12 protein-coding genes are annotated in these 15721 nt (G+C 41.0%); 6 read left to right on the forward strand and 6 right to left on the reverse strand.

Going from position 1 to position 15721, the window contains the following annotated elements:
- Positions 1–33 precede the first annotated feature (33 nt).
- Positions 34–954 (forward strand): DMT family transporter, encoded by a 921-nt coding sequence (locus A2003_RS03075; protein ID WP_004905522.1) that lies wholly within the window; start codon positions 34–36, stop codon positions 952–954.
- A gap of 394 nt (positions 955–1348) precedes the next feature.
- Here A2003_RS03075 and tsaC read toward each other — a convergent pair whose 3' ends face one another.
- The 3 genes from tsaC to A2003_RS03090 are packed head-to-tail and all read right to left on the reverse strand — an operon-like array spanning position 1349 to position 4244.
- Positions 1349–1918, reverse strand: coding sequence for an L-threonylcarbamoyladenylate synthase type 1 TsaC (tsaC, locus tag A2003_RS03080; protein WP_004967050.1), 570 nt, complete (start codon positions 1916–1918; stop codon positions 1349–1351).
- Between the two features lie 37 nt (positions 1919–1955).
- A complete protein-coding gene (gene dprA / locus A2003_RS03085; protein WP_199956056.1) occupies positions 1956–3083 on the reverse strand; it encodes a DNA-processing protein DprA in 1128 nt (375 codons plus the stop codon).
- 9 nt (positions 3084–3092) lie between these two features.
- Entirely contained in the window at positions 3093–4244 is a 1152-nt protein-coding gene (locus tag A2003_RS03090; RefSeq protein WP_004905510.1) for a LysM peptidoglycan-binding domain-containing protein, read from the reverse strand.
- Between the two features lie 120 nt (positions 4245–4364).
- Between A2003_RS03090 and def the strand changes: the two genes are divergently transcribed.
- From def to A2003_RS03105, 3 genes are all read left to right on the forward strand, one after another.
- Positions 4365–4895, forward strand: coding sequence for a peptide deformylase (gene def, locus A2003_RS03095; RefSeq protein WP_004905508.1), 531 nt, complete (start codon positions 4365–4367; stop codon positions 4893–4895).
- 21 nt (positions 4896–4916) lie between these two features.
- Positions 4917–5354 carry a DUF2946 family protein gene (locus tag A2003_RS03100; protein ID WP_004967052.1) on the forward strand — a complete coding sequence of 146 codons (438 nt, stop codon included), beginning with the start codon at positions 4917–4919 and terminating at the stop codon, positions 5352–5354.
- Between the two features lie 73 nt (positions 5355–5427).
- Complete coding sequence (locus A2003_RS03105) at positions 5428–7524, forward strand: TonB-dependent copper receptor (RefSeq protein WP_286686782.1); 2097 nt, start codon at positions 5428–5430, stop codon at positions 7522–7524.
- Positions 7525–7570: 46 nt separating this feature from the next.
- On the opposite strand, the gene A2003_RS03110 is transcribed toward A2003_RS03105, so the two are convergent.
- Both A2003_RS03110 and A2003_RS03115 read right to left on the reverse strand, forming a co-directional pair.
- On the reverse strand, positions 7571–8332 hold the full coding sequence (locus A2003_RS03110) for a hypothetical protein (protein WP_004905498.1): 762 nt from the start codon (positions 8330–8332) through the stop codon (positions 7571–7573).
- A 345-nt stretch (positions 8333–8677) separates the two neighbouring features.
- Positions 8678–12178, reverse strand: a complete 3501-nt coding sequence (locus tag A2003_RS03115) for a hybrid sensor histidine kinase/response regulator (protein ID WP_171488078.1) — start codon at positions 12176–12178, stop codon at positions 8678–8680.
- Positions 12179–12363: 185 nt separating this feature from the next.
- On the opposite strand from A2003_RS03115, the gene A2003_RS03120 reads away from it, so the two are divergent.
- Together A2003_RS03120 and A2003_RS03125 are read left to right on the forward strand one after the other, a co-directional pair.
- A complete protein-coding gene (locus tag A2003_RS03120; RefSeq protein ID WP_004956538.1) occupies positions 12364–12696 on the forward strand; it encodes a DUF485 domain-containing protein in 333 nt (110 codons plus the stop codon).
- A 1-nt stretch (position 12697) separates the two neighbouring features.
- Positions 12698–14413, forward strand: coding sequence for a cation acetate symporter (locus A2003_RS03125; protein WP_004905491.1), 1716 nt, complete (start codon positions 12698–12700; stop codon positions 14411–14413).
- A gap of 52 nt (positions 14414–14465) precedes the next feature.
- On the opposite strand, the gene A2003_RS03130 is transcribed toward A2003_RS03125, so the two are convergent.
- Positions 14466–15671, reverse strand: coding sequence for an oxygenase MpaB family protein (locus tag A2003_RS03130; RefSeq protein ID WP_286686783.1), 1206 nt, complete (start codon positions 15669–15671; stop codon positions 14466–14468).
- Positions 15672–15721: the final 50 nt, after the last annotated feature.

Below are 15721 nucleotides of genomic sequence, written 5' to 3' on the forward strand. Positions count from 1 at the left end.
TATTCGCATTACTTAGAAAATGCGGGAAAGTGGATGGGTCTGCTAAGCAAATATCAAAAATGGGTGTTTATCTTACCTCTCATTGCTGTTTTCATTTGGTCATTGAACATTGCGGTGACTCGTTATGTTGCAGATTATATTTCACCTGCCAGTATTAGTTTTTATCGGTGGTTTGTCGCTTTTATTATCCTGACGCCATTCATGTTACCCAAAGTTTGGCAACAACGTGCTTTGATTCGACCTTTGATTGGACGTTTAGCTGTGTTAAGTGCTTTTGGTATGGTGTTATATCAAGGTCTATCATATACCGCGGCACATTATACGACGGCGACCAATATGGGCATCGTCAATGCATTTGTTCCCATTTTTACTATATTTATTTCATATTTGATTTTAAAGGATAAACCTAATCGTTTTGCGATCTTTGGTAGTTTATTGTCCTTTGCTGGATTGATCTATGTGATGAGCCAAGGTCAGCTTTCTAGTTTGTTTGCTCAAGGTGGGCATTGGGGAGATGCTGTCATGGTGATTGCTGTAGGATTCTATGCATTTTATGGGGTGTTTCTCAAAAAATGGCAAGTCCAGTTACCCTTGATGACCAGTCTATATGTACAAATAGGGTTTGCATTGTTATATCACGTCCCATTTTTATTATATTTAGGCTTGGATGCGATTGATGCAGAGAATGCCATGAGTGTGCTTTATGCTGGTATGTTTCCATCTTTGATTGCTCCCTTGTTATGGATGATGGCAGTACAAGCGATTGGCCCAAATCGAACCAGTATTTTTATGAATCTTATGCCTGTATTTACGGCAGTGATAGCCAGTGTTTGGTTAGCTGAACAATGGACAATTTATCACTCGGTTGGCGGCATAATGATTCTCATAGGGATTATTTTGGCCCAAAAAAAGACAAAAAAAGTTGTTCAATCACAGTTGGAAACGGCGACTTAGTTGCGCATAAATGAGATGGTTTTGCTTAAAAGAGCAACAAACGAACGTAATTTTTTTATTAACTGTTTATTCTTTCTATATGATTTACAAATATATTTTAAAAGAGTGCCTCATTTGTGATTCTGAAAAAGATCAATAAAAATAAAAATATATTTTTATTGGATCTTTAAAACTGACAAAAAAGGTACGCTTTTCACTTTTTTTGTTAGATAAATAATATATTTGTATAAGATGAATGATTGATCCATAATACTCAACACAGCAAGATGATTCGTTTTAGAATGAATGAGTTGCTTACCAAATTTGCGAACCCTCTGGATGTGATGATACACATCCTTTTTATGCTCAGTTATCCCTATATAACTGAGCTTTTTTTTATCTGCTATTCATGTAATTAAGCGCGAATCACTTCACCTGTTAACGCATTGAGAATACGACTTGGTTCTTGGCTCAAGCCTAATTTACCATCTAGATAATGCAGAGATGAGCCAAAATAATCTTGTGCTTCTTCTAAACTTTTTGCTGGAGTTAAGCCTGCGGGATTTGCGCTTGTCGATACGATAAATCCACCAAATGAATCACATAGCTCTACGCACAAAGGATGTGTTGTTACACGAACAGCAACCAAAGGGTGTTGACCTTTAATCCAAGTCGGGATGTGTTGGTCGGCTGGAAGTAGCCATGTTGTGGCACGTTCGGTCTCTTGACGATTTGACCAACTGGCAATCACTTGGTTGCGGAGGTTGGACTCTAGGTTCTGTAGTAGATGTTCTACTTGTTCTAGATGCCCAGCTAATAAAATCACGCCTTTTTCAACTGGACGATGTTTTAACTCAAGAATGTCTTGAAATGCTTGTTGATTAAAAGGATCACAGCCCAAACCCCAAACGGCTTCTGTTGGATAGGCGAGGACTTGTCCTTGTTTTAGACAATCAGCGGCTTCAGCAATCGAGTTTGTAATCATGTCTAGGTAGGTACTAACAGAAAAGATTGGCTATAGTTTAATGGATTGGACGACAACGTAAATAGCGACCACCTTGTTGTATGCACAAACCTAGTAACTCTAATTCCATTAATTGAGATGTGATTTCAGAGATTGGTGCTGGATAGCGTTGGCTGAGTAAATCTAAATCCTGTCCAATCCAATCTAAATTCTGATACAAGCTAATCAAATGTGGTGGAAGTGTTGAGTGCTGTTCTACAGCATCTTTAGTGTGTTGTTGGGTCTGCCAATGTGTAGGTAATGCTAAATCTTCAATAATCTGTTCAGGATGATCGACCAAAACAGCCCCTTCACGAATAAGTTGATGACAGCCTTGATGGTATTCACTGTAAATATGACCAGGGATAGCAAATACCATTTTACCTTGATTGGCTGCTTCATTCGCCGTAATCAAAGATCCACTTTTTAGTGCTGCTTCAACCACTAAGACACCTAAACTTAAGCCACTAACAATCCGATTTCGTCGTGGAAAATGTTGTTGTAATGGGAGTGTCGTAGGAAGAAACTCTGTGATGATGGCACCTGATTGAGCAATTTGTTGTGCCAATGGTTTATTTTGAGTGGGATAAACGGTATCTAACCCAGTACCTGTGACAGCGATACTTCGATGATGTGCTAAGCCACCGCGATGAGCAGCTTCATCAATCCCATGTGCAAGACCACTGGTAATATAAAATCCTTTCTCACTAAGGTAATAAGCAAAATCATAAGCCACTTGGCGACCATGTGGACTAGGTTTGCGGCTCCCCACTAATGCAATTTGCGGTTGCAGTAAAGCTTGAAGATGACCTTGACCAAATAATATGGGTGGATGATCTGCATAAGGTATGAGTTGTTTGGGATAGTCAATATCGTGTGGCGTCAGGATAAAGTCACAGTGCTTCAAAATCAGTTGAACTATATGTTCAAATTGTTTTTGACCTTGTGTGCTTTGAAATTCTTCTAAGCGTTTTAGATGGTTTGCATGTAAACCGAGTTGATACCACTCAGAGAATCGGTGGCTTTGTGTTGCTTGTTCACAACTTCCAAAATGTTTCAGAATTTTGTGAAAGCTGGATAGGGAGTGTTGAACCAAATACCACACCAACACGGTATGGTAGTGGTGGGGTGATAATTGATTCAACATAGTTTGTTCTTAGTCATCCAAGCGTGGTGGTTGGATGTTTGAACCGACCTTGATTGGTAGTTCACTTTCTAAAACGTAGGCATAGCTGATACGATCAAAACTCTTGAAGATCATCAAGCTACCCACATATTGTCCAGGTAATTTAACTTTCTCTTTAGTTTTTGGATCTTGTACGATCTCACCCTCTTGGTAAGTGCTAAAGACTTGACCAATTTCAACGCCATCAGCAGTACCACGATCAACAGTGACAACACCATTTTTAGCGGCTGTACCAATCGATCCTAATACACGAATCACTTTACCGCCATCGCGGACTTGTTTTGCATCGATAGGATAGAACAAGGTTGGCAACATTGCCTCTTGTTCAAGCATCACGCGATCACCACGACGAACTTCGCCGTTATAACTATCAGTCAGTTCAACCGTAGTAATGTCGTTTTCATTGCGCACAGCAACACCAGATGCGACTTGAAGTAATTCAACACCTAGGTTTTGCTTTTTGCCTTGCTCATCGACAACGATGTAAGGTTCACCTTCACGGTAAACGCCATAACGCTGACCATTTTCTAGACCTTGACCACGGACGTAAACACTTTGTCCTTTGCCTGCAAGCACGCGATTGTCAGCTGTGCCTAAGATATAAGGGGTATTCGCAATCGCATCCGCTGGTAATACTGAACTACGTTCTAACCATTGTTGAATATGAGCCAATGGAATAACTGGCACACTATTGTTCAATGCTTCGATACGTACTTGCGGACGTAAAGTTGTTCCGCCACCTGTATAACGACGAATAATACCGTCACAGCCGTCACCTTCATCTTTGCCGATTAAAGGTTTGCCATTCAAACTACAGAGTAGTAAGCGGTCACCTGGATAAATCCAGTGAGGATTCTTAACGTGTTTATTGCTTGCCCAAATTTCTGGCCAGCGCCATGGTTTACTTAAAAACTTGCCTGAGATATCCCAAAGGGTATCGCCTTTTTTCACTACATAGACATGTGGTGCCCCAGCTTTGACGGAGGGTGGGCTAACATTAGGGCTTGCTGCATGCGTTATATTTACCGTCATGCCTAATCCTGCACAGATGGCAACAGCAATCAGTTGTTTTTTTAACCCCAAGGCATGAAATGAGTGTATGCCGTTTAAAACCTTTTTCATTATCATAATTCCTAAAAATTATGTGTGTAGTTGCGCTATAATAACGACTTTACACACAATTTTTTGATCAAGCATTCCCTTCAGTTGGTTTTCTGATCAATGGCATAAATGAGGAACAGTATGGCCTTATTACCTATTTTAAGTTTTCCTGATCCCCGTCTTCGTACCATTGCCAAGCCAGTCGAAGAAGTCACTGATGATATTCGTCAGCTTGCAGCAGATATGTTAGAAACCATGTACGAGGCACCGGGTATAGGTTTAGCGGCAACTCAGGTTGATCATCATATTCAGCTTATTGTCATGGACCTTTCTGAAGAGAAAAATCAACCGATGGTGTTCATTAACCCCAAAGTCACTCCACTGACTCAAGAGACTCAGCCGTACGAAGAAGGCTGTCTCTCTGTGCCTCAAATATACGACAAAGTTGAGCGTCCGTCACGTGTAAAAATTGAAGCAATTAACCTTGATGGTCAAGCATTTGAGTTAGAAGCTGACGAACTTCTCGCAGTTTGTATCCAACATGAAATGGATCACTTAAATGGCAAACTTTTTGTTGATTATTTATCGCCATTAAAACGTCAGCGTGCACGTGAAAAGGTTGAGAAAGTAGTACGCCAGCGTGAAAAAGAGAAAGTTGCCGTGAAGCGCTAAGCTCATCGTTGGTTTTTCGTGATGCCATTATTGTTTCGCAGCGGTTTATTATTCGCATTTACCGCAGTCTGTTTGCAGATTGCGGTGTTTTTGCAGCCTCTACTGCCGAAGCAATATCAAATCGCACCAGTCTGTGAAACGATTACCAAAGCTTTACTGTTACCTCAGGTACAAGCTGAGCAAAGTCAATCACAGCATCATGCTCATCATCATTCACATCAACTCGAACAAGCACCCGCATCTGCATCTTCGCACGATCATCACGATCCCAATCATCAATGTCAGTACTGTACGGTATATGCCAATTTAGTATTGCCGCCTGATGTTGGTGTCAAAGAAATTTTAGTTCGCGTTCAAGTACGTTTAGTCGCATTTCAGCAAACATTTCACCATGTTTATTTTGCACTACAACGACTTTTTCTATTGCCACAAGGGCGAGCCCCACCTGTTTTTGCATAAATCAAAGCACTTTTTCTTAGGGTTTGTATGAACTCTAAGCCCGTTTTATTTATGTTTTAAGAGAAGACATCTCATGGCACAGCCTAAATTTTTATTACAACCCTTAACGGTTGCGATTCTTGCTGCCTCAAATTCGAGCTTACTTTGGGCAAATTCTGAAGATTTATCGACTCAGCAACGTGTTGAAGCAAAGCTTGCACCTATTGTTGTGACTGCTCAACAACCGAACCAAAATAATGGTTTAGTCATTGAAGCTGATCCTAAACAACCCATACAACCTGTACCAGCAACTGATGGTGCTGATTATTTGCAAAGCATCTTAGGCTTTAGCGCCATCAAAAATGGCGGAACGAATGGTGATGTTACATTTAGAGGAATGTTTGGTTCTCGGATAAAAATGCTTGTGGATGGAAGTGAGAGTTTAGGTGCTTGTCCACAACGAATGGATGCTCCGACTTCATATATTCAGCCTGAAAGTTTTGACAAAATTACGGTAGTGAAAGGTCCACAAACTGTTCAATACGCAACGCCTGGCTCTGCAGCAACTGTGATTTTTGAGCGCCAACCAGAGAATTTGAGCAAAGATCAGCCTTATCGTGGACAAGCGAGCGTCTTGATCGGTTCATATGGGAGACTCGATCATAATGTAGAGGCTGCGATTGGGGATGAGAGCAAATATGCGCGATTAAATGCTAATCGTTCTGTCTCAAATGATTATCAAGATGGTGATGGTCAGACGGTTCATTCAAATTGGGAGCGCTGGAATGCCGATCTTGCCTTAGGCTGGAAGCCTTCAGAAGATTCTTGGCTAGAGTTTCGTGCGGGTAAAGCAGATGGCGAAGCGGCATATGCAGGTCGTACTATGGATGGTTCGCAATTTAAACGCGAAAGTTTAGCTTTGCATGCGGAACAAAAGAATATCAGTGAGGTGATTAAGAAGCTTCAAGCACAGATTGATTACAGTTATAACGATCATGTGATGGATAATTTTAGTCTACGCACACCTCCGATGACCACGATGAAAATGCACGGTATGGAGATGACTGTACCGAACAAAATGTCGATGCGTGTTGATCGTCGTACCTTAAATACACGTCTAGCAGTAACAACCGAGTGGGACAAATTTAGCGTGATTTCGGGTGTAGACACGCAACAGAATAAGCATGGTGGCGATATGGTGATGTATGCCATGCCGAAGATGAACATGCCATATGCGGAAGACTTGAAGTTTCAATCTTATGGTGCATTTAGTGAGTGGACTTATGCGATTGATCAAGATCAAAAAGTCGTAGCAGGAGCGCGTGTCGATCAAGTCAAAATAGACAATCTGCAAAATGCTAAAAATCGTAAAGATACTGTACCAAGTGGTTTTGTACGCTTGGAAAAGAGTCTCCCAGAACATGGTTTAAAGACTTATCTAGGTTTGGGATATGTGGAGCGTACACCTGACTTTTGGGAGTTGTATAGCACCACGACAGATCATGGTGTAGGTTCCACAGATATGATGGGTAAAACCACATATAAAATGGTGGATAATCTAGACAATCTGAACAATGAACGCACTGCACAATTGGATCTCGGTTTGCAAGCAGAGCATGGTGCATGGAGTACTTGGGCATCAGTTTATGCTGGATTAATCAAAGATTTCATCCTACTTGAATACAATACACCAGATAAAAGAAAACCACTTGCGCGTAATGTAGATGCCACAATTGCTGGGGCAGAGGCTGGGGTAGGTTATCAATTTAATAATCATTTCCAAGCAGATATTTCAGCAATGTATGCGTGGGGTGAAAATAGGTCAGATGATCGTGCTTTGCCACAGATAGCGCCTTTTGAAGCGCGTATGAATCTTCGTTATGTGGATGAAAAATATAGTCTAGGATTGCTATGGCGTGCCGTTGCAAAACAGGATCGTATCAGTCTCAATGAAGGGAGTGTGGTTGGTTATGATATAAATGAAAGTAAAGCGTTTAATACCTTGGCGATCAATGGAACATATCAATTGACCGATACTGTCGATGTTTCGGTAGGCGTTGATAATCTTTTAGATAAGGCTTACACCGAGCATTTAAATAAAGCAGGCGCTTCGATGTTCGGTTATGCAGCCAGTGAGCAATTCAATAATATTGGACGTAATTATTGGATGCGTATGAGTATGAAGTTCTAAGGAATAACAAAACAAGGTGGGAATTCCACCTTGTTTTATTTTGTAGTTAAGCCAAGCAATCTTGTTTTGGCATCAAACTATCGCAGTACAACGGATTTAAAGCACATTGTAGGTCATCAATTTGTTCTTGGGTCACATAGCCTTTAGCTTTGAGATATTCTGCAACGCGATCATCTCTTAAACTTAAGAATGCTGCATCGTAAACTCCTAAATCTACAAATAAAGCAGCAGTTTCTAAGCTATTAAAATGATCTAAAAATACGTCATTTTCATACATCAGGAATACATGGTCTAAGTCTGCATTCGTATCGACTTTGAGTCGTTGTGCAAGCTCTAAAGGACGTGTTTTGATAAACAGTAAATCGGTCAATTCATCAAATTGTGATTTATCGAGTTGATGTGTACCTGTTTTAACGTGCCCTAACCATGCTTTAAAGACGAGAACTGCACCACCACGAAGTAGCATGCTCCACATTTGATGGCGTGTATCGTGATCTAGATGTGCAGATTCATTTTCCAAGGCTTTAACTAGATTCTCTTCTTGCTGAGCTAATTTATCAAAAAGCCCTAAACCTTGTGGATGATATGCAGCTGGTGCAAAAACATCAAAATTCAGTTCGTGAAACACTTTTAGCGCCAGAGGAACAGCAGCTTGATATAGTGTGTTTAATGCACGAGTGTGTAATTCACTGAGCTTGCTTTGTTCGAAAATTTGTTGCCAGTCAAGTTCTGGAAGTAGCGCATTTGCACTATATTGGCGATAAAATTGTAATGCGGTATGCTCTGAAGTGGCTGTATTGCTATTCATGATCAATGTCCTTTTTGGCGAGAGTAAGAAACCAAAGGATTGATGCATTGGTTTCTTGCAATTTGATCAATTTATGCGTGATTTAAAAAGCAAGTAGAATACGACTAAAGTTGTAGATGTGGATTTTTATGTTATAAAAACAATTAAAATCAATGATATATATAATTGTAAGTAAGTGTACAAACGTTCACTAATGTAAGTGGTTTATTTTGCCATAGTCAACTACTGTTTGAGCATTTTGGTCAATTTTTTAGCAACCAAAATGCTTTTTGTTGATCACTTCTGCCTATATCTAAAAATATTATGCTAGTCGCTGATCATTAATGGGCGTTTGACCCTTCTAACTCAATCTTTGTGCATCGGCATAATTTTTAATCCCGAAAGCCACGAACGCAGGCCAGCTGGTTTTAGTGGTTTTTTCAGTAAGATGATATTCTGTTGTTTAAGTTTTTGCGGTAACTCTGGGTCAGAATCCGCAGTGATGAGTGCAACAGGAATGTGGGCAGGGCGATGCTGTTCGATAAAATCGAGTCCACGTTGATCATGATTTAAATGTTGATCAATTAGCCAAACCTGAATATCTTCATGTTGGATCAGCTCTAATGCTTCTGCTGGTTCAGTGGCAGTAAAGATTTGATAACCCCATTTGCTGAGTAAAGTCCGCATACCCTCCAAAATCGTTTCATCATTATCCAAACATAAAACTTTATAAGCCGTATGTTGTAAGGCGGTCATTTGTGGTGAGGCGACTTGGATTTTTGGAGCTTCTGCTAGAGGTACTTCAATCATAAAACAAGAACCTTTACCCAACTCAGAATAAACTTGAACAGGGAAATCTAGTAAGCTCGTCATACGTTGCACAATCGCTAGACCTAAACCAAGTCCTTGTTCACCCCATGGTGAAGTATGTCCACAACGTTCAAACTCTTGGAAAAGTTTTACGCGTTGTTGTTCATTGATACCAGGTCCTGTATCCCACACACCGATTCGAATATGATTCGGACGTTGAGCTGAACGTAGCACACCTACTACAACACGACCTTGAGCGGTGTAACGTAATGCATTGCTGACAAAATTTTGGATTATTCGTCGCATCCATTGTGGATCAGTGTCTACCCAAAACTTAGTGTCATGCACTTTGAGTTGAATATTGCGTTGAGCTGCGATGGATTTAAATTGCAATTCGAGATCACTTAACAAATCATGTAATGAATATGCTTGGCGCTTCGGTTGAATGGTTCCACCTTCGAGGCGAGCAATATCTAAAAGTGCGGATAACATACTCTCTGCACCATAGAGTGCACGATCTAGCTGTTGTAGGGTGAGTTGATCATCTGGATTATCAATACTTTGCTCAAGTGCGGTACTAAACAGTCGTGCCGCATGCATCGGTTGCAATAAGTCATGGCTTGCAGCAGCCAAGAATCGACTTTTGGATTGATTGGCTTTATCGGCTTGTTCAAGTGCTAATTGCTGTTCTGTCAATGCATCGGCAAGCTGTCGGGTACGATCACGGACTCTTTCTTCTAAAACAGCTTCATTTTCACGGAACGCCGTAATATCTGCGAAAGTCGTGACAAAACCACCACCTTCGATTGGATTACCACGCATTTGAATCACAAGACCATCTTTACGAATCCGTTCAAATTCATGAGCACTTCCAACTTTCATCCAATGAATACGTTTACGAACATGTTCCTCAACTGGTCCTGGACCACATTCACCACGTTCGGCGTTATAGCGTATAAGATCAGCAATTGGACAGCCGACATAAACTAAATCTTTAGGGTAATCAAACAGTTTTAGATATTGATTGTTCCATGCAACTAAACACATATTTTTATCGACCACACTCACCCCTTGAGTCATGTGATCAATCATGGTCATCAGTAAGTTTTGGTTGAAACGCTGCCATTGGGAGGCTTGGTCTAAGATATTGGCGACTTGACCTAAAGCTAAACCGTTATTGATCAAAGCAGTGGTCAATAATGTTCGTGCCGATGCTGCACCAATGATCCCCGCTAAATATTGTTCAGTAAAACGCCACCACATCCCATTTGCGACATGATTTTCATTTAAAACCACATGATTCTGTTCACAAAATTGCTGGAAGGCTTGGATTGTCGGTTTTTCACCTGTAATTCTTTTCGCGAGAGCGAGTAGGTCACCGACTTTTAATCGTGCGGCATTTTGATGTAAATCACTGAGATCTGTTGAAGTCTGTGCTGAAGGTAGAGGTTTGCTTTCGTAATAAAAGAAACTTTCAGCCTGAATTTGTTCAGCAATACTTGGGCGGTACAAGCGTGAAACCCAAATATACATGGCGATATTTAGTCCTAAAGACCATAAAACACCATGTGTTAATGGAACAAAAGATTCAAAACCTAATAATGCTTCTGGGCGTAAGCTATTAATATCAAAAGGACCAAACAGCAATAAATGTTGAGCAAAATTTTGATAATGCTCAGGAAGACTACGTAAAACTGTTGGGAATAACAGTGTATAGCTCCACATCACAAAGCCAACAATCAGTCCCGCGTATACTCCTTGACGACTAGCTCCTCGCCAGTACAAACCACCAATCAAAGCAGGTGAAAATTGTGCAACTGCACTAAAAGCGAGTAAGCCAAAAACTGATAGTTGGTTGATATCATTGAAAAAATGGAAAAACAAAAAGCCGAGCAGCATGACACCAACGATACTAATCCGACGAGTTAATTTCAAAACACGTGGCAGTTGTTGATCTTGACGAGAAATGATCTTAAATCGCCAAAGTGCAGGCATGATCAAATCATTGCTGAGCATGATTGACAGTGCCACTGATGCAACCAATAACATTCCTGTAGAAGCCGAAAATCCGCCTAGAAATGCCAGTAATGTAAGCCATTCTTGTTGATAACTGAGCGGTAGTGCGAGCACCGCAATATCAGGTGTGCCCAATGATTCAGGCAATGAGTGTAATGCCCAACTTGCGATAGGAATAATCGCGATGATGGTCAAAATCAAATACGCTGCAAACCAACGTCGAGCACCACGGATATGTTTTTCATCGCGTAACTCAACCACTGCAACGTGGAACTGACGAGGTAAACAAATCATGGCTAAACCAGCCAGTAGCGTTTGTACCCAAAAGGTTTCTGGAACGCCAACTTGTTGTAAGTCATGAAAATGTTGACTGACATCGTTGCTGACTTGTTTAATATTTTCAGGCGATTGCAATAAGAAAAATCCTGCAACACAGAGGAGGGCGAATAATTTCACAAAGGATTCAAAGGCAACCGCCAGCATCAAACCGCCATGCTGTTCTGTGTGTGCAATATGTCGTGTTCCGAAAATCATAGCCAAAATAGCCAAAAGGGCTGTCAGCATTAACACACTGTTTGTTGTCGTAGTGACGTGTGCATTTTGTTCTAGAATGACCGATGCACTGAGTGCAATAGCACGTAATTGCAATGCCAAATAAGGAACAATAGCAATGACTGCTAAAATCGTGACGAGTGCAGCCAAACTTCCACTTTTACCGTAACGAGCAGCAACAAAATCGGCAATAGATGAAATGGCATGGTATTGGCGAATACGTCCCAACCGTTTCCAAATATCGTAGCCAAACCAAATAAATAGCAAAGGACCCAGATAAATCGGGAGGAAAATAACACCTTCTCGAACAGCAGCGCCTGTAGCACCATAAAACGTCCAAGATGAACAATACACGCCGAGCGTTAGGCTAAACAACAGCATACGACCACGTGGACTCAAGCGGCTAGCGTGTTTTTCACCGAAGAAAGCACAGCCGAAAAGTAGCACGATATAGAGGGCGAGTACCCCGATAATAAGCCAACTGTTCATATTGCCCACGTGTTCAAATTCCATTTTTTATCATACCCGATGCTTCGCTTGCATGATGAGTTGAGATGTGCATTTAGAGACCAAAGTCTAAGTTACGAGTCAAGCATAATCTTGTTAACTTTAATTATGAAAAATCCCATTTGAAAAAGGGGTCCATGGTTGGACACAAAAATAAGGAGTCGGTTATGGATGATTCACAGGTAGAACGAATTCTACGTAATCCAAAGTTTCAAGAGATGGTGAGCAAGAAGCGTACTTTAAGTTGGACATTAACAGCAATCATGTTGTTTATCTACGTCGGCTTTATGCTTTTAGTTGGCTACAACAAAGAATTTCTAGCAAGTTCATTTAGCGGTGGTGTAACAACATGGGGGATGCCTCTTGGTTTGGGCATTATCGTGTTGTCCTTTTTGTTATGTGGTGTGTATTCATATATCGCCAACAATAAATTAGACCGTTTAAATGAAGAGGCTCTCAAGGAAGTTGAGGCGATCACACATGAAAAAGGAATGCACTGAGATGAAAGGGACGTCAATAAAAGCGAAACTCTTCGCTCTCACAAGCTTGGTGAGTTCTGGAATCGCCTACGCTGGACCAGACCTTGGAGCAGCAGAGCAGCAAGCAACCAACTGGCACGCGATCATTATGTTTATGATCTTCGTGGGTTTTACGCTGTTTATTACTAAATGGGCAGCAAAACAGACAACAAATGCTAGTGATTTCTATACGGCAGGCGGTGGTATCAGCGGTTTCCAAAATGGTTTGGCGATTGCGGGTGACTATATGTCGGCAGCATCGTTCTTGGGTATTTCCGCACTTGTTTTTAGTTCAGGTTTTGATGGCTTACTCTACTCACTTGGTTTCATGGTGGGTTGGCCAATTGTATTATTCTTAGTTGCAGAGCGTTTACGTAACTTGGGTAAATACAATTTATCTGACGTGGTTTCTTTCCGCTTAGATGAGAAGCCAGTCCGTACCTTAGCAGCATTTAGTTCATTGGTTGTTGTTGCATTCTATTTGATTGCTCAAATGGTGGGTGCAGGTCAGTTAATCAAATTATTGTTTGGTCTGAACTATAACATCGCTGTTGTGATCGTTGGCTTATTGATGATGGCATACGTAATCTTCGGTGGTATGTTGGCGACCACTTGGGTACAAATCATCAAAGCGGTGATGTTACTCAGTGGTGCGACTTTCATGGCATTTATGGTAATGAAAGCCGTTGGATTTAGTTTCACGAATATGTTTAACCAAGCGATTGGTGTTTATAGCCAAGCGCATGGTATGAGCTGGGAAGAAGCTGCAAAAATCATGGGGCCAGGCAAACTCGCTGCAAACCCAATTGATGCACTGTCATTAGGCCTTGCTTTGATGTTTGGTACTGCTGGTTTACCACATATCTTAATGCGTTTCTTCACAGTTAAAGATGCAAAAGAAGCACGTAAATCTGTAGTTGTAGCAACTGGTTTTATTGGTTACTTCTATCTTTTAACTTTCATCATTGGTTTCGGTGCAATCTTGTTTGTTGCAAACAACCCTCAATTCCTTGATGTTGCAAAAGCTGCTATGACAGGAAAATTAGAGTTGGTCGGCGGTAACAACATGGCTGCGGTTCACCTTAGTGATGCTGTGGGTGGTGACCTATTCATGGGCTTCATCTCAGCAGTGGCTTTCGCAACAATCTTGGCGGTTGTTGCTGGTTTGACACTCTCAGGTGCTTCAGCAATTTCTCATGACCTTTATGCAAACGTATTCAAAAAAGGTAAAACGACTCCACAATCAGAATTGCGTATGTCTAAAATTGCAACTTTAGGCTTAGCAATCTTTGCAATGATCTTGGGGATTTTGTTCGAGAAACAAAACGTTGCCTTCATGGTTGGTTTAGCATTCTCTGTAGCATGTTGTGCAAACTTCCCAGTCCTTGTTTTATCAATGTTCTGGAAAGGCTTAACGACTCGTGGTGCGGTTATCGGTGGTGTTGTTGGTTTAGTTGGTGCAGTGACTCTGATTATCTTATCAAAAGCAGTTTGGGTAGATACGCTTGCGATCTCAGAAACAGCACCAAACCCATTTAATGGTCCTGCATTATTTGCTATGCCATTATCGTTCTTATGCTGCTGGTTCTTCTCTGTAACAGACAAGTCGGCACGCGCTCAAAAAGAACGCAAAGCATTCGACGCACAGTTTGTTCGCTCACAAACAGGTATTGGAATCTCAGGTGCATCTGATCACTAAGTAGATTCTACGCTTTATTAAAAAGCCCTCATCATTGAGGGCTTTTTAATTGCTAATGCATACTGGCCAGTTGTTGTGCTTGATTGCGATAAAGAGACAAGCCAAGTTTTTGCAGATGGCGTCCATTAAGTTCAAGAAACTGATTCAATCGTGGAATATGCTTAGCACATGAGTAAAGTGCCAAGTTTCGGCCAATCAAATAATAGGCAAACCAAGAGGCTGACTGAGGGGTTAAGCCCAACAATTTCATCTTCTTACGTCCTACAAAGAACTGAGTCAGTTCTAAGTGTTGTTTATATGCCAATTTTTGTTGAAAAGTGCGCAAATAACGATATTTTCGTTCAAAAGGTTCTTTGGAAAGACTTGAGCCAAGTGAAATACTACTTGCATCCGATTTTGGATGCGCGAATTGCATCCAGTAGATGAGTTTCCATCCTTCAGATTCCTGATCCACCAACCATTTTTCCTCAATTCCCATCAACCAACCTGCATATTTCCAAAAGTGTAAAAAGCTGTCGACTTCCTCCGCACTTGGAAAGATACCTAAGGCTCGAATTCCTAATAGCACCACACCACTAAAGGCAATATTCGTCATGGCTTGATCATATTGATTAATTGGTAAGCCCCATGTTTCAGCATCCCATTTTTCTGATTTTTGTAGCTGATGCCGTACTAAAGAATGAATGAAACGAACATAAATTGTGGAACAAAAGCCCTTGTTATAACGTTCAAAGCCCTCTTTCTCTGTGATATCAACCCACCATTTTGTGGTTTCTGCAAGGCGCGTAGCTGCTTGTTTTTTTAATGCACCTGTGAGGATTAGCGGTTGGTTAAAACCAGGATACATATAGCCCGCCATTAAAGAGAGATCTCTAAGAATCAGACCATTATTTGCTCCCAATCGATAAGTGAATTGCAGAGCTTTATCTATTTTGACTTGGTCATACCAAGTGGGTTTTCGTTCAACTAAGCTAAAAAATTGTGTCAGTTCAGGAACGTCATGAGGCAGTTTATCTAAACCTTCATATAACGCCGTCTCAAAGTATTTTCGATGAAGTTTGGGATTTTGTAATACCCATCGCATCACCTGATCCATCGGCTCATCACCTGCTTGAAGCGCTTCATTGAGTTGTAAATATTCAGCATAGCTTGGTTGTAGATGTTGATTGGTCATATAACCCAAGATTTTGGTTTTTAAATTGGACTGCACCATAGTTTCAAATGCAGCTAAACGACTTGGCTTAGGGATGCTTAGCATTGCAAAACACCTTTGATTGTTATTTAATCAAAGCATAATATGAATATTTA

Origin of the sequence: Acinetobacter sp. GWC1_38_13 (assembly GCF_001767535.1) — a bacterium.
In the GTDB taxonomy this organism is placed as follows: domain Bacteria; phylum Pseudomonadota; class Gammaproteobacteria; order Pseudomonadales; family Moraxellaceae; genus Acinetobacter; species Acinetobacter junii.

Bases quoted from the DNA above. Each gene is read 5' to 3' on its own strand.
- A2003_RS03090 (WP_004905510.1), bottom strand. From the start codon at position 4,244: ATGAAAAAGGTTTTAAACGGCATACACTCATTTCATGCCTTGGGGTTA.
- A2003_RS03130 (WP_286686783.1), bottom strand. From the start codon at position 15,671: ATGCTAAGCATCCCTAAGCCAAGTCGTTTAGCTGCATTTGAAACTATG.
- def (WP_004905508.1), top strand. From the start codon at position 4,365: ATGGCCTTATTACCTATTTTAAGTTTTCCTGATCCCCGTCTTCGTACC.
- dprA (WP_199956056.1), bottom strand. From the start codon at position 3,083: ATGTTGAATCAATTATCACCCCACCACTACCATACCGTGTTGGTGTGG.
- A2003_RS03105 (WP_286686782.1), top strand. From the start codon at position 5,428: ATGGCACAGCCTAAATTTTTATTACAACCCTTAACGGTTGCGATTCTT.
- A2003_RS03115 (WP_171488078.1), bottom strand. From the start codon at position 12,178: ATGAACAGTTGGCTTATTATCGGGGTACTCGCCCTCTATATCGTGCTA.
- A2003_RS03075 (WP_004905522.1), top strand. From the start codon at position 34: ATGGGTCTGCTAAGCAAATATCAAAAATGGGTGTTTATCTTACCTCTC.
- A2003_RS03110 (WP_004905498.1), bottom strand. From the start codon at position 8,332: ATGAATAGCAATACAGCCACTTCAGAGCATACCGCATTACAATTTTAT.
- tsaC (WP_004967050.1), bottom strand. From the start codon at position 1,918: ATGATTACAAACTCGATTGCTGAAGCCGCTGATTGTCTAAAACAAGGA.
- A2003_RS03120 (WP_004956538.1), top strand. From the start codon at position 12,364: ATGGATGATTCACAGGTAGAACGAATTCTACGTAATCCAAAGTTTCAA.
- A2003_RS03125 (WP_004905491.1), top strand. From the start codon at position 12,698: ATGAAAGGGACGTCAATAAAAGCGAAACTCTTCGCTCTCACAAGCTTG.
- A2003_RS03100 (WP_004967052.1), top strand. From the start codon at position 4,917: ATGCCATTATTGTTTCGCAGCGGTTTATTATTCGCATTTACCGCAGTC.